This is a genomic window from Limosilactobacillus vaginalis DSM 5837 = ATCC 49540 (assembly GCF_000159435.1).
GTDB classification, from domain to species: Bacteria; Bacillota; Bacilli; order Lactobacillales; family Lactobacillaceae; genus Limosilactobacillus; species Limosilactobacillus vaginalis.
Genome location: NZ_GG693413.1, coordinates 24,696 through 44,952, shown reverse-complemented (window position 1 = coordinate 44,952; position 20,257 = coordinate 24,696). Strand labels below are relative to the sequence as shown.

General features: G+C 40.8%; 19 protein-coding genes, 1 pseudogene and 1 other annotated feature. All 20 genes and pseudogenes read right to left on the bottom strand.

Going from position 1 to position 20,257, the window contains the following annotated elements; translation table 11 throughout:
- Positions 1-5: 5 nt before the first annotated feature.
- Entirely contained in the window at positions 6-2,480 is a 2,475-nt protein-coding gene (gene recD2, locus HMPREF0549_RS03425; protein WP_040531057.1) for an SF1B family DNA helicase RecD2, read from the bottom strand.
- 24 nt (positions 2,481-2,504) lie between these two features.
- The gene (locus tag HMPREF0549_RS03420) at positions 2,505-3,197 is read right to left on the bottom strand and encodes a tetratricopeptide repeat protein (protein ID WP_003716852.1); all 693 of its coding nucleotides are present in this window, start codon (positions 3,195-3,197) and stop codon (positions 2,505-2,507) included.
- 15 nt (positions 3,198-3,212) lie between these two features.
- Positions 3,213-3,869 (bottom strand): histidine phosphatase family protein, encoded by a 657-nt coding sequence (locus tag HMPREF0549_RS03415; RefSeq protein WP_003716851.1) that lies wholly within the window; start codon positions 3,867-3,869, stop codon positions 3,213-3,215.
- Positions 3,870-4,002: 133 nt separating this feature from the next.
- Complete coding sequence (mnmA, locus tag HMPREF0549_RS03410) at positions 4,003-5,136, bottom strand: tRNA 2-thiouridine(34) synthase MnmA (protein ID WP_003716850.1); 1,134 nt, start codon at positions 5,134-5,136, stop codon at positions 4,003-4,005.
- Positions 5,137-5,243: 107 nt separating this feature from the next.
- Positions 5,244-5,591, bottom strand: coding sequence for a DUF1831 domain-containing protein (locus HMPREF0549_RS03405; RefSeq protein WP_003716849.1), 348 nt, complete (start codon positions 5,589-5,591; stop codon positions 5,244-5,246).
- On the bottom strand, positions 5,591-6,757 hold the full coding sequence (locus HMPREF0549_RS03400; RefSeq protein WP_003716848.1) for a cysteine desulfurase family protein: 1,167 nt from the start codon (positions 6,755-6,757) through the stop codon (positions 5,591-5,593). Before HMPREF0549_RS03400 ends, HMPREF0549_RS03405 begins: the two co-directional genes overlap by 1 nt.
- Positions 6,758-6,772: 15 nt before the next feature.
- Positions 6,773-7,468, bottom strand: coding sequence for a 5'-methylthioadenosine/adenosylhomocysteine nucleosidase (locus HMPREF0549_RS03395; RefSeq protein WP_040531053.1), 696 nt, complete (start codon positions 7,466-7,468; stop codon positions 6,773-6,775).
- An 11-nt stretch (positions 7,469-7,479) separates the two neighbouring features.
- Positions 7,480-7,731 carry a hypothetical protein gene (locus tag HMPREF0549_RS03390; RefSeq protein WP_003716846.1) on the bottom strand — a complete coding sequence of 84 codons (252 nt, stop codon included), beginning with the start codon at positions 7,729-7,731 and terminating at the stop codon, positions 7,480-7,482.
- The gene (locus HMPREF0549_RS03385) at positions 7,724-8,275 is read right to left on the bottom strand and encodes an NUDIX hydrolase (RefSeq protein WP_003716845.1); all 552 of its coding nucleotides are present in this window, start codon (positions 8,273-8,275) and stop codon (positions 7,724-7,726) included. The genes HMPREF0549_RS03390 and HMPREF0549_RS03385 overlap by 8 nt, the downstream gene beginning before the upstream one ends.
- Before the next feature lies 1 nt (position 8,276).
- On the bottom strand, positions 8,277-8,492 hold the full coding sequence (locus HMPREF0549_RS03380; RefSeq protein WP_003716844.1) for a cold-shock protein: 216 nt from the start codon (positions 8,490-8,492) through the stop codon (positions 8,277-8,279).
- Between the two features lie 89 nt (positions 8,493-8,581).
- A complete protein-coding gene (gene ileS / locus HMPREF0549_RS03375; protein WP_003716843.1) occupies positions 8,582-11,377 on the bottom strand; it encodes an isoleucine--tRNA ligase in 2,796 nt (931 codons plus the stop codon).
- Between the two features lie 54 nt (positions 11,378-11,431).
- Positions 11,432-11,650: a binding site (T-box leader), on the bottom strand.
- A 373-nt stretch (positions 11,651-12,023) separates the two neighbouring features.
- Positions 12,024-12,609 (bottom strand): annotated as a pseudogene (locus HMPREF0549_RS03370) (DivIVA domain-containing protein); the annotation flags it as partial.
- 25 nt (positions 12,610-12,634) lie between these two features.
- Positions 12,635-13,420 carry a YlmH family RNA-binding protein gene (locus HMPREF0549_RS03365; protein ID WP_003716841.1) on the bottom strand — a complete coding sequence of 262 codons (786 nt, stop codon included), beginning with the start codon at positions 13,418-13,420 and terminating at the stop codon, positions 12,635-12,637.
- Between the two features lie 6 nt (positions 13,421-13,426).
- Positions 13,427-13,687 carry a YggT family protein gene (locus tag HMPREF0549_RS03360; RefSeq protein ID WP_178695423.1) on the bottom strand — a complete coding sequence of 87 codons (261 nt, stop codon included), beginning with the start codon at positions 13,685-13,687 and terminating at the stop codon, positions 13,427-13,429.
- A 23-nt stretch (positions 13,688-13,710) separates the two neighbouring features.
- Positions 13,711-14,115, bottom strand: a complete 405-nt coding sequence (locus HMPREF0549_RS03355) for a cell division protein SepF (protein ID WP_040531050.1) — start codon at positions 14,113-14,115, stop codon at positions 13,711-13,713.
- Between the two features lie 81 nt (positions 14,116-14,196).
- Positions 14,197-15,435, bottom strand: a complete 1,239-nt coding sequence (gene ftsZ / locus HMPREF0549_RS03350; protein ID WP_003716838.1) for a cell division protein FtsZ — start codon at positions 15,433-15,435, stop codon at positions 14,197-14,199.
- Positions 15,436-15,456: 21 nt separating this feature from the next.
- Entirely contained in the window at positions 15,457-16,806 is a 1,350-nt protein-coding gene (gene ftsA / locus HMPREF0549_RS03345; RefSeq protein ID WP_003716837.1) for a cell division protein FtsA, read from the bottom strand.
- Positions 16,807-16,925: 119 nt separating this feature from the next.
- Positions 16,926-17,756 carry a cell division protein FtsQ/DivIB gene (locus HMPREF0549_RS03340; RefSeq protein WP_040531046.1) on the bottom strand — a complete coding sequence of 277 codons (831 nt, stop codon included), beginning with the start codon at positions 17,754-17,756 and terminating at the stop codon, positions 16,926-16,928.
- 11 nt (positions 17,757-17,767) lie between these two features.
- A complete protein-coding gene (gene murG / locus HMPREF0549_RS03335; protein ID WP_003716835.1) occupies positions 17,768-18,868 on the bottom strand; it encodes an undecaprenyldiphospho-muramoylpentapeptide beta-N-acetylglucosaminyltransferase in 1,101 nt (366 codons plus the stop codon).
- The gene (gene murD / locus HMPREF0549_RS03330) at positions 18,868-20,244 is read right to left on the bottom strand and encodes a UDP-N-acetylmuramoyl-L-alanine--D-glutamate ligase (RefSeq protein ID WP_003716834.1); all 1,377 of its coding nucleotides are present in this window, start codon (positions 20,242-20,244) and stop codon (positions 18,868-18,870) included. The genes murG and murD overlap by 1 nt, the downstream gene beginning before the upstream one ends.
- Positions 20,245-20,257: the final 13 nt, after the last annotated feature.

Genomic DNA, 20,257 nt, shown 5'->3' with positions numbered 1-20,257 from the left:
CTGAACTATTTTTTAAAATCAGCTGGTCGAAGTCCTTCCATCCCGATCATTGGATCGATTTCTCCTGACTTAATCAATGCAGGGGTTAGGATCGTTTGTTTAGTTTGACTTAATTGATCATCAGAGACGTCTTGAGCACTAGTATGTTCTTTAATATTGTCCGGTTCAAACTGACTTTCCGTTCCCTGCTCAAGTGGTGATTTTAATTTACCATGATGTTTCCAAGTATCCGTTAATCTCTTTACCAAACTAGTTTGCCGGTTAACAGATTGACTATTAATTGCCGTAACGAAGGCATACGTCTCCCCGACCATTATTAGCTTGTCAGCGGCCCGGGTAACAGCCGTGTAGAGAAGGTTCCGCTGTAACATCCTACCAAATTCATGAACTAAGGGTAAAATCACCATCTTAAATTGGCTACCTTGAGATTTATGGATCGAAATACTATACGCCAACCGAATTTGTGACCACTCTAATCGTCCATAGTTAACTTCATTCCCGTCAAAGTCAATTGTCATTGAGACATTCTTTTTCCCCTTATTACTGCCATTCTCAATTGCAGTAATTCGACCAATATCACCGTTAAAAACGTTATTCTCTGGACTATTAACCAGTTGGAGAACCTTATCACCAACTCGAAACACCTGTCCCCGAAATTCAATCTCCTGCTTATTAGCAGCCGCTGGATTATAAACGGCTTGGGAAAGATCGTTTAGCCGATCAACCCCCGCTGCGCCACGATACATCGGTGCCAGGATTTGGAGATCATTAGCATCGTAACCACGCTTTTGACTCATCTCAATAATTTGTTTCACAACTCCTGGGACTTGTCGTGAGTGGCATGCAATAAATGAACGATCCGCCATTTTTACCGTTAAATCACTTGGAATTTTCCCTTCACGAATATCATGAGCAAGAGGGATAATTGTTGAATCTGCTGCCTGACGGTGGATCTTTTTTAATTCAATCCGTGGTAGATCAGCAAATTCTAGCAAATCATGAAAAACCTGTCCAGGACCGACTGAGGGCAACTGATCCTTATCACCAACAAAGATAACGTGCATTGATGTCGGGATCGATTGAACCAGAACCTTAAACAGCAATGTATCAACCATTGACATTTCATCCACGATCAATAATGAGCCTTCAAGATCCTTAGCGTTTAATTCTGTTGGCATTTCACGACCATTCAACCCTAGTAAGCGGTGAATCGTGCTTGCTGGCAGATCAGTTGCTTCGCTCATTCGCTTGGCAGCCCGACCCGTTGGCGCAGCAAGTAAAATTGGAAATGCCTTTTCCTTATACTGGTTCGGATCAAGAGCAATTTCGTGAAGTTCAGCAAACGCCTCAACAACACCCTTAATAATTGTTGTTTTCCCGGTTCCTGGTCCCCCGGTAAGGAGCATTACCTTAGATGTTAATGCCGTTTTAATCGCTTCTATCTGGATCTCATCATATTTGATTCCAGTTTTGACTGGCAGTTTTTCCAGAATGGTTGTAATTTGCTTCTCATTTTTTGACTCGTCCTGGTTTTGACAAAGCCGGTGCAGATTTTCGGCGATTTGCCATTCAGCCTTATACAGACTTGCCGGATAAATCCGTTTATCTTCGTACTGAATGGCACCGCTTTTCTCCATTTCAACAATCTGCTGAGTAACCTTAGCAGTTGGAATTGGTTGTCCATTAGTATCTGAAAGTAAGCGCATACTTTCCTGAAGCAACGGCTTAGCGCTGGTATAGGTATCACCACTCATCATCGTTAAATCATCAATTGACTGGATAATGGCTGCTGAGATTCGTCGCTGATCATCGGCAGGAATTCCCATTTTAATGGCTACCTGATCTGCCCGCTTAAAACTAATTCCGTCAATATCCTGAACAAGCTGGTATGGATTTTCACTAATAACATGAAGAGTTTCATCCCCATAGCGGTCAAAAATGGCACTGCTCAGATTACTCCCAAATCCCAAATCATTTAATCCAATAATAATTTGGTCCATTCCCTGATTAGCATTCAGGTTTTCAACAAGGCTAGTTCGAATTGCTTCACGTAATTTCAAGCCATCAAGAATATGCGGGTCAGCAGTGATCTTGTCAATTGCATGAATGCCTAATTGATCAACAATCTTTTCAGCAGTCTTTTTCCCCACTCCAGGGAACTGCTTGCCAGCAAGGAAATTAACAATTCCCTCTTTACTGGTTGGCTGGTTAGCATGATATGAACTTGCTTGGAATTGACGACCATACTTAGGGTGATCAATTAATTTTCCCTCAAAGCGATACGTTTGATCATCACGGAGATCGCCAAAGCTCCCCGTAACCGTTATTTCACTTTCGTTCCAATCGAAATTAGCGTCTTCTACCGAAACTAGCAAAACCTTATAAAAAGAATCAGGACTATCAAAAATATCCGATTGTACTTGACCAATAAAAAAGGATGGCTCTTCTGGCGCCTCAAATAGGTTAATTTCTTCTGCCATGAAAGTCATCCTTCCTTAAATTTATTATTTATCATTTTGCGGTTTCTGCGTTGCTTGTAACGTTTTTTCAATTTCAGCAATCCGCTTTTCACTCTTAGTGTAGTAATCTAAGTCAAGCTGCCGTGCCTGATTCAAATAATCCTTATATGGTTCTCCAAGGACCATTGCTACCAATCCACGGTTAAATTGTGTATCTGCTCGACCAGGGTGGTGCTTCAAAATGGCATCATAGTATGATGCAGCCTGCTTAAATTCACCCAGAGCAAGAAGAGCGTCTCCCAGAGCTTGATCAATTTCCGGATCTTCCGGTCGTAATTCATGAGCTGTTAAACCATAAGCAACAACCTGCTTATACTGCTTTTTCTTACTGTAGCTTTGGGCAAGCATCAGATAAGAATCAGCCTTCAATTTCTTATCATCAATCTTGTTGTAAAGCTTAATGGCTTGATCAACTTTACCGACCTCATAATATAGGTTTCCAAGCCCGTAATTTAATAGGTTTTGGGCTTCCTGATCACCCTTTGCCTCAAAGATCCCTAAAGCCTTCATAAATAGTTCTTCAGCTTGAGCATAGTCCTGAAGACGAGTTAATAATGAACCTAAATCATAATAGTTATTAGCTTTATCAGGGGATTCATCGATTGCAGTAATTAACTTATGCACTAAACGTTCTGTTTGCTTCTTTTGTTCTTCACGATTAGTCTGTTGTTCTGTCATTTAAATTCACTCTCCTCAGATTGTATCAGTCGGATCAACATTAGCCTTATGCAAGTATGAAGTATCATTCCACTTTTCCAGTTCAAAATGTTCAGCATCATCTGTAGTCAGAATGGTAGTAGAAGTGTTACTAAGGCCACCACGATCTTTCAAGTGTGCGAGAGGGGTTCCCACAAGCGCATTAATACTAGCATTCAGAGCTGCCCCATGTGAAACAATTAAAATTGTCCCATGCGGATCATTCCGACAAAACTCTTTGATGGCTGCTCCCATGCGGTTAATAACTTGTGCAAAGCTTTCACTTTCTACGATAGAACTATCATATTTATCAGGATGATGGCGGAAATTTTTTAACACATCAGGCCACTTTTCAGCAACCGCATCAAAATGCATCCCCTCCATCTTTCCCAGATTAAATTCATTTAACCGACTATCAATTGTTAGAGGAACCGGTCGATTAAGGTGCTGTAATAATGTCATTGCCGTTACCCGAGCACGTTTCAACGGACTAGCATAGACGTGATTAATTGGAACATTTTTTAACGATTCCGCTAGTAATTCAATTTCCTTATAACTTTGATCAAGTAATGGCGAATCACCGTTAGCACCCTGGTAACGAGATTCAAGATTCCATTGTGTTTTTCCGTGACGGATTAAGTAAACTTTAGTCATATTATTCGACCTTTTTCCTCTATTTTAACAAAAAATAATCGTCGTGTTCCAAACTTTTCTTAATATGTATAGGGAAGTATACCACCTATATACTAATAACGGTATCTTCCCTACTTTGCATTATTTTTTATGTTTAAACGTATTGGCAAAGGTGATCATGATTATATGCCCGGTCAATAATCGCACTCCCAAGACACTCTTCACCATCATAGAAGACAACTGCCTGTCCCGGAGTAATTGCCCGTGCCGGGTCATCAAAGGTTACGGTAACCATTTGCTCGTCTTCAGAGATGTGAACCGTTACACCAACATCCTTTTGCCGGTAACGGAATTTGGCAGTACAGTGAAAATCATGACCATACCGACTTACAGCATCATCAACCCAGTGAATATCACTAGCTTCGAGGTGAGTTGCATAGAGGTGCTCATTTTCATACCCCTGACCAACGTAAAGAACATTCTTCTTAATATCCTTACCAATGACGAACCAAGGAGCATTACTCTTCTTATTACCGCCAAGGCCAAGTCCCCGACGCTGACCAATCGTATAATACATTAGTCCCATATGCTGGCCAACTACCTTGCCATCAACTGTCTCCATGTTTCCTGGTTGTGCTGGGATGTATTGGCTCAAGAATTCACGGAAGTGGCCATCTTCACCAATAAAACAGATCCCAACAGAATCCTTCTTTTTGGCTGTAGCAAGTCCAGCTTCTTCAGCAATTTGGCGAATTTCTGGCTTGGTATAGTTTGCCAGTGGGAACAGCACCTTATCTAATTGCTGGTAGTCTAATTGACTTAAGAAGTATGTTTGATCCTTGTTTTGATCCTTTGCCCGCATCAGGTGCATCCGTCCGTCAGCATCACGCTTTAAATCAGCATAGTGTCCCGTTGCAACGTAATCAGCACCAAGCTGGTTAGCATAATCAATAAACGCTTTAAACTTAATTTCCTTATTACAGATAACATCCGGGTTAGGTGTCCGTCCCTTCTTGTATTCAGCAATAAAGTACTTGAAGACACGATCCCAATACTCCTTTTCAAAGTTAACTGAGTAATAGGGAATGCCGATTTTGGTTGCTACCTTAGCAACATCTTTATAATCTTCCGTTGCGGTACAAACGCCATTTTCATCGGTATCATCCCAATTTTTCATAAAGACACCAACGACGTCATATCCCTGACGCTTTAATAGGAGGGCGGTAACTGAAGAATCAACCCCGCCACTCATTCCAACAACCACCCGTGTATGGCTCTTGTCAGACATTATTTAATCACCATCATTTCAAATAGATTCTGGAACAATCTACGATAGAAGGTCGCATGTTACCAGTGTGAACTATTGTATCAAAACTTGCCAACTACTGCATTAATTTACCCTTTTGTTACTAAAAAAACATTCCGTTTAAGCATTTCTTTTAAAATAAAATGATACTGCTCAACAAATTCCTTGGCGCGCGGATGAGTAAAGATGTTAATTTTCCGCATTCCGTTCCCGGTAACAGTTTCCATTTTAAACCCAGTTAGGTCAGCAGAGATCAGGATCCGGAGTTTAGCAACCGGGTTAAATGGGTTGTCAGTATCAACGCTTCCAACATATTCAAAGTTTCCGCGTTTGGTTTCTTCAAACCCTAAATCAATTAAAGTGTATCGTTTAATGTCGGGACTAATTGAATACTTGTCTGAATCCCCTTGAAGTTGAACTGTTTTTACAAACTGCATTAGTCCTCAACTCCTTTAATATTTTTTAGCTTATTAACAATTTCAATGATCGCATCCACTAAGCCATTAACCTCTTCTTCAGTGTTTAATGCCCCAAAGCTAATCCGAATTGACTCACTAATTCGCGGACTATCCTTACCAAACATCGCGGTTAATACATGAGAAGGCTCAATGCTTCCGGCAGTACATGCAGAACCACCCGAAACGGCATAGCCAGCAAGGTCAAGATCGGTTTGCATTACATAGGTAGAAATCCCCTTAAACCATAAATTAAGAACATGGTTAAGAGCATGAGGGTCTAGTTGTCCATTGACCTCAAAGTCAACTCCAGCATCCGTTAACCGCTTAACGATTAACTGCTTAAAGTGATAATAACGTTCTTGACGCTTTTGCTTTTCCTCAGGGGTATCAATGGAAACCGCCTTAGCAAACGCCGCGATGGCTGGAACATTCTCGGTTCCCGCACGGCGTTTTGTTTCCTGATCACCACCGCGAACAAAGCTAGGGAAACTAATCCCGTCGCGACGATACAGAAAGCCAACCATCTTAGGACCATTCAACTTATGGGCTGAGGTTGACATAAGGTCAATGTGATCAGCCTCAACATCGATCGGCAAGAGTCCATAAGCTTGAACAGCGTCGGTATGGAACCATGCTTGGTGATCCTTTAAAATTTCACCAATTTCATGAATCGGCATCCGACTACCGACTTCATTATTTCCCATCATGATTGACACAAGAATCGTATCATCACGTAAGGCTGCCTTAAAATCTGCTAATGAAATATTGCCATTCTTATCAACTGGCAGGTAGGTGACATCAAATCCTAATGATTCTAAATAATGTAGTGGCTTCAAAATTGCTTCATGCTCAATCGCGGTGGTAATAATGTGCTTGCCAAGATTTTGTCGCGTTAATGCTGTTTGAATTATTGCGGTATTATCGCTTTCGGTTCCACCACTGGTAAAGACGATTTCCTCATCCTTAGCGTTAATACTTTGAGCAATTACGTGACGACTGTTTTCAAGGACTAGCTTGGAGTGACGACCGTAAGAATACCCCGTTGAAGCATTCCCCCAGGTATTTTCCGTTTGCTTTATCAGCTCATCAATCACCGGCTTGGTCATTGGTGTTGTTGCTGCATTATCAAAATATACTTCACTCACTCTTCATGTGCCTCCCTATTTATTCAAATCCGCAAAGAGTTGTAATAACATCTTGGCGGAACGTTTACCAGCATCGATAATAAATTCATCAAAACTAACTCCGGCATCTTCGTCTCCAGTATCAGACATTGCTCGAACAACAACGTACGGAACATCATGATCAGTTGCAACCTGTCCGACAGCTGCCCCTTCCATTTCACTTGATAATGCATCAGGGAAGTAGTGAAGGATCTCTTGAATTGCATCCTTACTAGCAATAAATTGATCACCTGAAACGATTAGCCCGCGTTTAATATTTAAGCCAGTCTTTTCACCAGCCTTTTCAATGGCTTGTCCCCACTTTGCAGATGCTTTAAACCGGGGTTCTTTCCCTGGTAACTGACCATAAACATAGTCAAATGCCCGTACATCAACATCATGGTAGGCAGTTTCACTAGAAATAACAACATCGCCAACATGGAGTCCTTGACCAATTCCACCTGCAGAGCCAGAGTTAATTACTACATCTACTCCAAAATCTGTAATTAGGTGCTCTGTTGTAATCCCAGCTTCAACCTTACCAATGCCGGATTCAACTAAAATAACATTCTGGTTATCAATTTGTCCAGAATAATACTTTTTGCCACCGATTTCCTTTACCTGTTCATTCTCTAATGCTGCCGTCAATTCCTTAATTTCTTCGGGCATTGCACAAATAATTCCAAACTTCATTCTCTTCATCCTTACTTTACAAAAAATAAAATTAAATAAACGATTATAATTGCGACTACTAAGCTAATAATGGCAATGTTTAACCGTTTTCGTAGCCGCTGCATCTTCTGCTCATTGGTTAGCTGTTCCTGTTCGATTTTCTGATCAACCCGAGACCGAAAAGGCTGTTGTTCATCTTCACTATCATTGGAAACGGTCGTATGTTGCTGACGATACTGTTGACGCGTTAGCCGTTCATTATTATTTTGCGGATCCTTATCCATGGTTGGTCATCCCTCGCCAATAATAAATTGCCATAATCGTCTTGGCGTCCTCAATTTGTCCTTCACCAATCATCTTTAACGCTTCATCAAGGGTCACCTTTTCTAATACTAGTTGCTCATCACGGTCCTGAGGCAGTTTATTTTCCACCGGTGTGAGATCTGTTGCTAAGTAGAGTGTCATAAATTCATCCAGAACCCCAACCGATGTGTAAAATGATGAAATTTTCTTGATCGTCCCTGCCTTAAGACGGGTCTCTTCATTTAATTCACGTTTAGCAGCATGAAGGGCATCACGACTATCACGTGAATCAACCTTTCCTGCAGGAATTTCCAAGGTCGTATCATGAATTGGCGAGCGCCATTGCTTTTCCAAAATCATTTTGTGATCAGCAGTTAACGCCAGAATTGCCACTGCTGGAGCATGATGAACAATTTCTCGTTGTGCTTTTAAACCTTTTGGAGTTTCGACCTCTTCAACAGCAACTTTAATCAATTTACCATCGAAAACATTCTTCTCACTTAATGTTTTTTCTTCAAAATTCATTTTAATAGCCTCGCTTACTGAGTCGCTGAACATGTGCCGCTTGTGGTCCGCGTTTTCCTTGAACAATAACTAACGCAACCCGTTCTCCTGGGGTCAAGATCCTTAAGCCGTGGCCTTCAATTCCCGTATAATGAACGAAAATTTCACCTTCATGGGGAACATCAATAAATCCCCACCCCTTTTCACGATCAAAACTTTTGACTGTGCCTTGTAACATTAATTTCACCTACAATAAAAAATACCAAGCAACATAAACGTCACTTGGTATTTTACAACGCTAACTAGGGGTTTGTCATTGATGGGCAACTATTTTTCTAAGCCTTCATCAACTGTTTCTGGGAAGCTTTCCCGAACTACCTTGGCACAACGAGCACAGAGGGTTGGGTAAGCTGGATCTGAACCAACATCTTCCTTAACCATCCGGCACCGTTGACAGGTTTCACCTGGGGCAACACTTACCTTAACTGCAATCCCATCATTGTATTGATCAGCATCTGCAGCCGCTTCATCAAGAGAATGAAGATTAAGCTTTGAAACGCCCAATAATAATTGGACATCGGCATCAAGACTCTCTAATAGTTCCTTATTGTGTTCATTCACGTAAAGGTCAACTTGAGCTTCTAATGACTTACCAATCATCTTAGCGTTCCGTGCCTCTTCCAAACTCTTCAAGACGTGTGAACGAACTCCCATAAATTCAGACCACTTATCTAACAGTCCTTCTTCACCATCAAAGTGGCGTACTTCTGGGATTTCAGTCAATTGAACAAATTCTTCCGGTTCGTTCATGTAGCTCCAAACTTCTTCAGTTGTGTGTGGCAAGATTGGAGTAAGCAGCTTAACCATTGTTAACAAGATGTCATAGAAGACCGTTTGCATTGAACGCCGGGTTTGTGAATTCTCAGGTTCAATGTAGAGAACATCCTTTGCCACGTTCATGTAGAAGGCTGATAAATCATTGTTAACAAAGTTAATTAATAACCGGTAAGCATCAAGGAAGTCATAGTTATCAAAATCAGCTCGCATCTTTTCAAGGAAATGATTAAGCTTAACGAGCATGTACTGATCTACGGAACTCATATACTCGTAGGAAACAGTATTTTCACTTGCATTGAAATCACTAGTATTAGCAAGCAAGAAACGGAAGGTGTTCCGTAATTTTCGGTATGCTTCTGAGATCTGTTGGAAAGTTCCCATTGAAACCCGCACATCAGCAGAAGTATCAGCACTCATTACCCAAAGACGAATAATTTCGGCACCCATTTGTTGGACAACCTTATTTGGATCGATAACGTTCCCCTGTGACTTACTCATCTTGTTACCACGCTTATCAAGGGTAAATCCTTGAGAAACGATTTCCTTATATGGAGCATGACCAGAGCAAACAACACTAGTAATCAGGCTTGAATTGAACCAACCACGATACTGATCGGATCCTTCAAGGTAAAGATCAGCTGGATAAGTCAAGTAATCCCGTTCAGCTAGAACCCCTTGGTGGGAAGAACCAGAGTCAAACCAAACATCCATAATATCGGTTTCCTTAGTAAACTTACCATGAGGTGAATGTTCGTTAGTGTATCCTTCTGGGAGAAGATCCTTTGCATCACGTTCAAACCAAACATTAGAACCATATTTTCTAAAGAGATCTGCAACATGATTAATCGTTTCTTCTTCCATGATTGGTGTACCATCTTCAGCGTAGAAGATTGGCAGTGGTACACCCCAAACACGTTGCCGTGAAATTACCCAGTCGCCACGATCCTTAATCATATTGCGAAGGCGAACCTTACCCCATTCTGGGTGGTACTTAACATTTTCTAAGGCATCTAAGATATTTTGACGCATCTTTTCAATGGATACGAACCACTGATCTGTTGCCCGGAAAATAATTGGCTTCTTTGTCCGCCAATCGAATGGATAGCTGTGCTTTAATGGTTCTTCAAGAAGAAGAGCATTATTATCTTCAAGCTTTTGCAGTGAAATGTCATCAGCTTTTTGGTAGAAGACACCATCAAAGTCGTCACCGTTTTCCTTTGTCAGGACACCTTGATCATTAATTGGGGCGAAAATTGGCAAGTCATACTTTTTACCAAAGTTGTAGTCATCGTCCCCATATCCCGGAGCGGTGTGAACAAGTCCGGTACCAGCATCAGCAGTAACGTAATCAGCAACCCCAACCAAAAGTTCACGATCAAGGTATGGGTGTTGAGTAGTTAAACCTTCCAGATCCTTTCCGGCGACATGCTTAACTACTTGGTAGTCGTCCCAACCAAGTTTCTCTGCTAATCCTTCCAAAAGTTCCGTTGCAACAACAAACTTCCGATCGTCATTAGCTGGTTTAACAACTGAGTAGTCAAACTTAGCATTTACCGCTACCGCTTCAGATGCTGGAACGGTCCATGGAGTAGTAGTCCAGACAACTAGGTAGGTATCACTATCAAGAACACCCTTACCGTCCTTAACCTGTTCAACAAAGAAGGCTGTTTTAGCAGTGACGTCATGATATTCAACTTCGGCTTCTGCTAATGCTGATTCAGATGACCATGACCAGTAAACTGGCTTCTTAGCTTGGTACAAAAGACCCTTCTTAGCAAATTCACCAAAGACACGAATTTGTGCAGCCTCAAATTCCTTATCCAAAGTTAGGTACGGGTGATTCCAGTCACCGCTAACTCCTAACCGTTTGAAATCTTTGCGTTGCTTGTCAACTTGTTCCAAAGCATACTTCCGACAGAGGTCACGGAATTCTGTTAGACTCATCTTCTTCCGGTCGTAACCGGCCTTCGTCAATTGGTGTTCAATCGGCAACCCGTGAGTATCCCAACCAGGAACATATGGTGAACGGAAGCCACTCATTGACTTGTAACGAACGATAAAGTCCTTAGAAATCTTATTCATGGCGTGACCAATGTGAATATTACCATTAGCGTATGGAGGGCCATCGTGAAGAATAAACGTTGGCTTCCCCTCATTTAATTTTTGTCGTAATTCATATACTTTATTTTCTTCCCAAACACTTTCACGTTGTGCTTCAGTGACTGGTAACTTTCCCCGCATCGGAAACTTGGTCTTACCCAAGTTTAATGTATCTTTAACTCGCATATGCAATTCTCCTTTCTCAATCAACAATTAATAACTAAAAAAACTTCATCCCATCACTGGGACGAAGCTTTTCGTGGTACCACCCGTTTTCAGGATATTTGGTTAATCAAATATCCCCTCAACCATTGCTTAACGGTAATGAACCGACCTGATTTAAATATTCAACCAGGTACTCGGGACCGATCAAGTAAAACAATACTAAATATTAGCCTCACACCACTTGCTAACTCGCTGAATCATTCTTGTTCTACTAATGTCCTTCGACGTTTTTGTTATTAATTATTACAATTTAATTTAAACAACTAGTTATTATCTGGGAAAACAACAACAGTGTCACCCTCATCTTCACTATTGCTTGATTCGGTAGAAGCAGACGCAACAGAATCATTGGTTGCTTTACTCTCATCACTTTGCGCTACCGCTGAAGTATCGGTAAATGCTGAAGCAAAGTCGGTCGGTGAGTTAAAGGAAACTGTCTCTGCAGAACTAGCAGGAGCACTTTCACTTTCTTCTGATTTGACAACAACCTCTGAGTCTGACGTAACAGCTGAATCCGATGCAACGTTATTTTTAATTGCAACACTGCCTGAAGTAGTCTCGTCCGCAACGGTAGCGGTTGTACTTTCAGATTCAAAATCACTAGTTGTAATTGAGGTTGATTCTACACTTTCACCCGAATTATTGTCAAGACGAGTTCCTAAAATATTTTGAATTTCTCCATATTTATCAATATCATCGTTGGCTAATAACTTATCCCATTCGTCACTCTTAACTACTTCCAATTGAGATTCAAGCATTACTTGTAACCGCTGACGGAAGATCCGCGTTTGTTTCTTTAAGTCACTAGTTTCTGACGTTAACTTCCGAGTCCCTTCTGCAGTATTTTCAACAATTTGATTAGCCTTTTCGTTAGCTGTTGAAACAATGTCAGTTGCCTGTTTTTGGGCTTCACGCACCATAATGTCAGCTTCACGCTTAGCATTGTTCTTAACCTTATCAGCAGCTTCTTGAGCAACCAAAATTGACTTATTCAGTGAATCCTTTAACTCACTAAAGTATTTCAGCTTGCTTTCATCGGCCTTGACCTTTTCTTGTAGCGCCCGATTCTGGTCGGTCAATTCCTGAACTGTTTGTGCGACTTCCTTAATAAAGTCATTCACTTCAGTTGGATTGTAGCCACGCATTTTAGTATTAAATTGGATTTGATTAATTTCATCTACAGTTAAACTCATCGGTTTTTCCTCCATGTGATCTTAATTAAGCGCGAATGATTGATAAAGTAATCCGCTGCTTATTCTTCCTAGTAATGCTCCCAACCTGATCCATTCTTAAACGGCCAGCATGTCTAACAGACAACATATCATGTTCCCGAACTGAATAATCCGGTCGTTGCATTTCTTCCCAGTTGATTTGAACAAGGCCATGCTCTAATAACTGTTTTGCCCGATTACGAGAATAGTTAAATCCTGCTGCAATTATCGCATCAATTCTCAGTGATGAAACGGTTGTCGATAGCTGTTCCCAATCATCTTCAGGAACAATTAACTCCTCAAGTTGAACCGGCTTCCATTTTACTTTAATCTTGCCAACGTGATCGATTCGCTCACGGACAAACCGCGCCATCTGATTAGTAACCACCACTTGCCACCGTTTTCCATTAGTAACGATATCCCCAAATGATGCTCGTTCTAACCCCTCACCTAATAATGTTCCCATTATTTGCCGGTGATGAAGCTCAGCAAATTTTTGCGGATAGTCAACTTCTAAGCCCGTAACTGCAAAGTCAGCTGCCTGTGGCTGATAATATGACGGGAAAAAGAGCAATCGCCGCATTTCAGCACTTTGCCAACCACCAAATGACTCCAGCTTAACGTAATCATCACTATTAACAAGGGTTTGCGCAATATATTGCTGACGAGGATTAAGAAATGGTGTTAACACCGGACGATATTGATCATTAGCCTGAACTATCCAGTCATTGATTTGATCAATAATTGGCCCCTCATCGGCCCGGAAATGTTGTTTTACGTTTAATTCATCCATTATTTATTAAATCATCATGGTAATTGCTTTTAGCCCATACTGAACAAGGTAAAGAACAAAGATCGCTACAATCGGTGAAAAACTAATTCCCCCTAATGGCGGAATAAAGTCAAACCACCGCATATATGGTTCTACCAACCGATTGACAATCTCTCCCAAACGACTTCCTCTTGCATTTGGAAACCATGATAGCAAGCACCAAATGACAATCACCAGGATATAAATATCAATTAGTTGGTAAATTACCCAGGCTAAAAAATTAATAATTGCCATTACAAGCTCCTTTTCCGCTAAATTTTATCCGGATCATTTTTGAGCGTATCTGATAAATTACCAGAAACCTCAAAATTCTTTGGTGTGCAAAGGAATATTTCTTTCCCGATCCGCTTAATATCACCATTAATTGCAAAAACAGTCCCGTTCAAAAAGTCAACAATCCGACTGGCTACTTTGGCATCCATTTGAGAAAAGTTAACAATTACTGCTCGGTCATTCAATAATTGATCAGCAATTTGCTTAACATCCGCATAGAGTCGTGGTTCATACAATGCAATTTTACTTGAACGTTGACGAACACTATTCATTGAAACAACCTTATTATCCCCTTGGGCAACGGGAGCCTGTTCATCATAGTATTCTTCTTGATTATCAGAGTCACCATCACTAAAAAGACTCTTAAAAAGATTATTAGCCATCTCAATTCCTCCTAACCTTTCTAAAATCACGAAATGGGAGATGCCCTAAAATAGTGCCTCTCCCCATCATTTACCTATTCATTATTGACGACGATTCTTAAAGAATGGTGGTGTTGACAAGTTATCATCGTCATCATCAGTTGCGGCAGAATCATCATTAAAGACATTAAATTCTGGCTTCTTTACGTGTGAAAATTCATTGTCCGTTTGTTCATTTGAATCATTGATTCCTGCGGTTGGATCATTCCAACCATCAAAAGGATCATCTGATGCATTTTCTTGACTAGGCTTGTTATCATCACTCTTTGGTTCTTCACTTACTGGAGCAACGTGTTTTGCTGAATGAGTATTTTTACTCTTCTTTGCATCAATTCCTGTAGCAATTACGGTTACCCGTACTTCATCGCCTAGAGATTCATTAAGTGACATCCCGAATGAAATGTCAACATTGGTGCCAGCAGCCTGCTTAATTACATCAGAAGCTTCCTGTGCTTCAAACATTGAAAGATCCTTACCACCAGTAATGTCCATTAAGACATGTTGTGCACCTGAAATTGATACTTCAAGAAGTGGTGAGGAAATTGCCTTCTTAGTAGCTTCAGTAGCACGATTCTCGCCCGTTGCGCTACCAACTCCCATTAAAGCAGAACCCTGATTGGACATTAACGTCTTAATATCAGCAAAGTCTAAGTTGATGTATCCAGGAGTAACAATCAAGTCAGAAATCCCTTGAACACCCTGACGAAGAACATTATCTGCTTCCTTAAATGCTTCCATCATTGGAGTCTTCTTATCAATCATTTCAAGCAAACGGTTATTAGCAACAATAATCAAGGTATCTACGTTAGCCTTTAATTTTGCTAATCCCTCAGTGGCAAACTTAGCCCGGCGTGGACCTTCAAAAGAGAAAGGCCGAGTAACAACACCGACTGTTAATGCACCACTATCTTTAGCGATCTTAGCAACTACTGGAGCGGCACCGGTGCCAGTACCACCACCCATTCCAGCAGTAATAAATACCATATCTGAACCTTCAAGTGCCTTTTGAATTTGTTCTTCACTTTCCTCAGCGGCTTTATCACCTACTTCAGGATTAGAACCAGCACCAAGTCCCTTGGTCAACTTAGGTCCCAATTGGATCTTTGTTTGTGCTTCTGAGGCATTTAGTGCTTGCAAATCAGTATTTGCAACGATAAAGTCGACACCCTGAACTTTTTCAGTAATCATTCGGTTTACGGCGTTACCGCCACCACCACCGACACCAATAACCTTAATCTTAGCTCCAGCAAATTGGTTTTCCATTGAATTCTCGTTATCCATTCGACATCCTCCGTTAGTTTATTAATCAAATAAGTTGTTAAAGAGGCTCTTGAACTTATTACTAAACGAGCCATCTTTCTTTTTCGTATTTTGTTCTCGATCAGCCCGTTTTTGAATTGGTCTGCTATTGCTATTAACAGCACTCTCACTTTGGGGTTGATGATTGGCATCATTATTTTCCGCCGTGGTTTTACCAAAATCAGCTTCTTGAACTACTTGCTTAATCAATCGATCAATTCCGGACAGCCGATCTTCATAAAGGCCGAGCGCGTAACTGGTAGCAAAACGTGGGTGACGAATTCCCATTTGTTCAGGAACAAATACTTTTACGTTACCTGAAAAGTATTGCTTAGCTAATGAACTAATACCTGGTAGAGCAGCAACGCCACCGATTAAAATTACCCCACCTGGTAACTCAGGAGCATTAATCCGTTCTAGCTGACGCGCAACCCGGTTAAAGATTTGCCGAACTCGAGCTTCAATAACCTCTGAAAGGTAACGTTCACTATATTGAACCGGCTTATCTTGACCAACAACGTCAACATCAATCTGAACATTATCATCTGCTTGGGTACTATCTGCAAAGCCATGATCACGTTTTAATTGCTCAGCATTTTTTAACGATGTGTTTAAAACAGTTGAAATATCCTTGGTGATATACTGACCACCTTCTGGATCAACGTAACTGTACTTTAATTGGTGATCGTGAATAATACTTGTTGTTGTTTGACCGCCACCAAGGTCGATTACAATTGTTCCAAAGTCTTGCTCACCATCATTAAGCAGGTTAAATCCGGTTGCAATTGGTGAAACAACAAAATCACGAACCGTGTAGCCGGCTTTTTGGATTGCTTTTTTGGCATTATGGATAATTGTTTTTGGTCCGGTATAGAGAGTCCCCTTCATTTCGAGACGAACCCCAACCATTCCACGAGGATCTTTAATTCCATCAAAACCATCAACAGTGAATTCTGTTGGCATTAGATCAATTACCGTTCTTTCAGGCGGGATACTTTGTGTTAACGCTTCTCGTGCTAAATTCAAGACATCTTGATCAACAATTTCACGTGATTGACCATTATTGGCAATAGTAATTATCCCGTGAACCCGTTGCATTTGTAAATAATTTGCTGGCAAGCCAACAATAACTTGTTTAATGTCTATATTGGACTTCTCCTCAGCCTGAGCAATCGCATTTGAAATTACACGAGCAGTCTTATCAATATCAACTATTACACCACGACTCATACCTGCCGCTGGCTCAACACCGACACCAATGACCTTAATTTGCCCCTTAACATTTTCACATACTAATGCTTTTATCGAGGTGGTTCCAATATCTAACCCAACATAAACCTCAGAATTATCCATTGAGAGGAACCTCCTAAATTTTTTACACTAAAATAATATTTTTATTTATTAGTCTAGTTTAGATTTTACCATAGTTAATCACTTGTAAAAAAAGATCTTCGTAAGTTTTTTTAATAAATTCATTTATCTTTTGATCCATAGTCATAAGAATATGCGCCAACCCGCAAATCGACAACTCCTTGCCCCTTCATTTTAGTGAGGATTGATGGATAATATTTTAGCTTATCACCAACATTCGTTAAATTAGCTTTAACCGTATTACCATCTTTCATATACAAAATAATTTGGTGGGGAGACTCCTTAGTCGGTTGGTACTCTATCGAAGAAATCCCATGATAGATAACCGGCTTTAATTTTCCAAGTTGTTGTCCCAGAATTTTCAGCTGCTCACGATTCTTTTCAAATCCTTTAAAGTCAATATTGGTGTTTTGTGCTGTCGTTAATTGCAATTGACCATTCGTTAAAACAGCATATTTCTGCTTACCGATTTGACCTTCACCTAGCAAGTGATTTTCCGTAATCGCTACATGGACACTTTGAGGTCCGCGTAGTTTAACTTTTAGTGACCTAATTTGCGGATCCCTTATTTTAGCCTCATGCTCTAAATGCCGCTGTGCGAAAAATGCTGTCCAAATTAACCTCCCTCGCCAAATGGTAGTTGCTTTTTCGACCCGTTCATTCGACAATTCATTATTTCCGCTTATCGTAATATCAGTAACTTTACTTAAAGGAGAAATAATGTAAATCATTACCAGCAAAACGAGCCCGAAAATCCATACCAAGACACTAATTCTTTTTTTACTAGAGTTCCGACGCTGCTTTTTTATTCCAACAACCTTATTACTTATTGGTTGGTGTTCTCTTGCTTGTGCAGAATTATTCTGCTTCTCCAAACGAGCTAGCCGTTGTGAGTAACGACGGTGCTCTGGAATAAAATTGTCTCTCGTCATTTTACTCACCACTAATGTTCATTAATTGCCTTATGAAGAACCGCAATTAACTCATCAGCAGCTTGTGGGTGGCCAATCTTGCGAGAAGCACCAGCCATTTTGGCACGAAGATCTTTATTTTCCATAATTTTATCTGCTTGAAGCAATAATGACCTGCTATCTAATTTATCCTCAGTAATCATTACCGCTGCATTCTTTCGCACTAATGATTGGGCGTTTTTTACCTGGTGATTAGCTGTTACGTATGGACTAGGAATCAAGATTGTTGGAACTCCCAACGCAGTTACTTCCGCAATTGTTGTTGCTCCGGCACGAGAAACTAAGGCAGCAACTTTAGGCATCTTAGCAGGCATATCCTTAATGTACGGAACTACCTTAACGTTCTTGCCAATCTTTACTCCCTGAAGTTGTTTTTTAACATTATCATATCGTTTTTGACCAGTCGCAAAAATTACCTGGTATGGACGCTTGTTAAATTCTGGAATTGCATCAACGACTGTTGTATTAATCTTCGGTGCACCTTGACTACCACCAAAGACCATCAATGTCGGAACATCGTCTTCCAGTCCATATTCTTCCCATGAAAAGGTACTTGCGGTCTGAGAGGCAACCTGTTGAGCACGTGGGTTACCCGTCATTGTTACTTTTTCTTCGGGGAATTGGTTTCGGGCGGCTTCAAAAGCAATTGCAATTTGATCGACATACCGGCTCAAGAACTTATTCGTTACTCCCACGACACTGTTTTGTTCATGAATAACGGTTGGAATATGCTGCTTAGCTGCTGCATATAACACAGCGCCACTAACGTAACCCCCCGTCCCCAAAACAACATCAGGCTTAAAGTCACGAATAATTTTCTTCGCGTGGTGAACAGAGCGGAGAAACAGGTAAACTGTCTTGAAGTTTTCAAGTGAAAGCGACCGTTTGAACCCCTGCATGTGCATGGTTTCAAGTTTAATTCCTGCATCAGGAACAATTTTATTTTCGAGACCGCGAGTAGTTCCTACATAAAGAACCTCAGTATCCGGTTCAACTTGCTTTAAACGTTCAATTAAGGCTAGCGCTGGGTAGATATGTCCACCAGTCCCACCTCCAGAAACAAGTAACCGCATTATTCTCCCTCCTTTGTCTTAATTAGATTATCAACTGCTTCAATAAACTTATCACCGCGAACTTCAAAACTTGGGAACTGATCCCAGCTAGCGTTAGCAGGTGAAAGAAGGATAACATCTCCTGGATCACTAACTTTCCAAGCCTCTGGAACAGCAGTAATAGCATTTTCACTTTCAATAATGGTTGGAATCCCAGCCTGTTCAGCGGCATCTTTCATCTTATCCTTGCACTGACCAAATACAATGATTGCTTTGACGTGCTTCTTGAAGTATGGCACTAATCGTTCAAAGGTATATCCCCGATCTAGTCCACCAGCAAGTAAGATTACTGGTTGCTCAAATCCTTGAAGGGCGACCTCGGTGGCTTCAATGTCAGTTGACTTAGAATCATTATAGAATCGTCGTCCCTGGTAATCAGTTACGTACTGAAGACGATGACGAACTCCACTAAAGCTTGTCAGGACATCAACAATATCCTGGTTAGTTACACCGCTCAACTTAGCAGCAGCAATTGCGGCTAAGGCATTCTCAACATTCTGTGGGCCGATGAGACGAATATCCTTGGCATCCATAATGTAGTCACCGCGCCAATAGATCTTTCCGTCTTCTTCATACGAACCGTCATGACTCTTGTTTTGCCGTGAAAAAGGAACAATTGTTGCCTGTGAACGACGTGCAATTTGTTGCCACTCATCACGATCCCAATTCATTATGAGGTAGTCATCACTCGTTTGGTTTCGCGTAATATTTAATTTGGCATTAATATAATTTTCGCGAGTCTTATGGTAGTCAAGGTGGTTAGAAAAAATATTAGTAATAATTGCAATATGAGGACGAATTATTGGTGCGCCTAATAATTGAAAACTAGAAAGTTCTGTTACCAACGTATCTTCTGGACCTAATTCCGCAGCAACCTTACTGAAAGAAACACCAATGTTGCCGGCATATTCTACCCGGTGAGCATTACTTTTAGCAATCATTAGCTGCGTCAAAGTAGTTGTGGTTGTTTTCCCATTACTTCCCGTAACACTAACAAGATGGCCTTCAAAAATTTCCCATCCTAATTCTGCCTCGGTAATAATGGGAGTCTTTTTTTCAACGAATTTAGCGACCAATGGATTGTCATAGGGAATTCCTGGATTCTTTACAACAACATCAAAGTCTTCTTCTGCAAGACTAAGCGGATTAGAACCAGTAATTACTTTTATTCCGTCATTTTCTAAGTTTTCGACTACTGTCGGATCCTTCGGGGTAGCTTGATCGTTAGCAACCACATTGGCACCTAGTTTTTTCAACAAGTGGGCAGCATTAAGGCCGCTAATTCCGAAGCCTATTACAAGAATTTTTTTATTGTTATATGTTGTTACTTTTTTCATTTTTCTAGCCACC

Coding starts and splice junctions, on each gene's coding strand:
- murD (WP_003716834.1), bottom strand. CDS start 20,244: ATGAAAAAAGTAACAACATATAACAATAAAAAAATTCTTGTAATAGGC.
- HMPREF0549_RS03380 (WP_003716844.1), bottom strand. CDS start 8,492: ATGTTACAAGGCACAGTCAAAAGTTTTGATCGTGAAAAGGGGTGGGGA.
- ileS (WP_003716843.1), bottom strand. CDS start 11,377: ATGCGAGTTAAAGATACATTAAACTTGGGTAAGACCAAGTTTCCGATG.
- recD2 (WP_040531057.1), bottom strand. CDS start 2,480: ATGGCAGAAGAAATTAACCTATTTGAGGCGCCAGAAGAGCCATCCTTT.
- HMPREF0549_RS03385 (WP_003716845.1), bottom strand. CDS start 8,275: ATGAATTTTGAAGAAAAAACATTAAGTGAGAAGAATGTTTTCGATGGT.
- ftsZ (WP_003716838.1), bottom strand. CDS start 15,435: ATGGATAACGAGAATTCAATGGAAAACCAATTTGCTGGAGCTAAGATT.
- murG (WP_003716835.1), bottom strand. CDS start 18,868: ATGCGGTTACTTGTTTCTGGAGGTGGGACTGGTGGACATATCTACCCA.
- HMPREF0549_RS03415 (WP_003716851.1), bottom strand. CDS start 3,869: ATGACTAAAGTTTACTTAATCCGTCACGGAAAAACACAATGGAATCTT.
- HMPREF0549_RS03340 (WP_040531046.1), bottom strand. CDS start 17,756: ATGACGAGAGACAATTTTATTCCAGAGCACCGTCGTTACTCACAACGG.
- HMPREF0549_RS03405 (WP_003716849.1), bottom strand. CDS start 5,591: ATGCAGTTTGTAAAAACAGTTCAACTTCAAGGGGATTCAGACAAGTAT.
- HMPREF0549_RS03390 (WP_003716846.1), bottom strand. CDS start 7,731: ATGGATAAGGATCCGCAAAATAATAATGAACGGCTAACGCGTCAACAG.
- ftsA (WP_003716837.1), bottom strand. CDS start 16,806: ATGGATAATTCTGAGGTTTATGTTGGGTTAGATATTGGAACCACCTCG.
- HMPREF0549_RS03420 (WP_003716852.1), bottom strand. CDS start 3,197: ATGACAGAACAACAGACTAATCGTGAAGAACAAAAGAAGCAAACAGAA.
- HMPREF0549_RS03395 (WP_040531053.1), bottom strand. CDS start 7,468: ATGAAGTTTGGAATTATTTGTGCAATGCCCGAAGAAATTAAGGAATTG.
- mnmA (WP_003716850.1), bottom strand. CDS start 5,136: ATGTCTGACAAGAGCCATACACGGGTGGTTGTTGGAATGAGTGGCGGG.
- HMPREF0549_RS03365 (WP_003716841.1), bottom strand. CDS start 13,420: ATGGATGAATTAAACGTAAAACAACATTTCCGGGCCGATGAGGGGCCA.
- HMPREF0549_RS03355 (WP_040531050.1), bottom strand. CDS start 14,115: ATGGCTAATAATCTTTTTAAGAGTCTTTTTAGTGATGGTGACTCTGAT.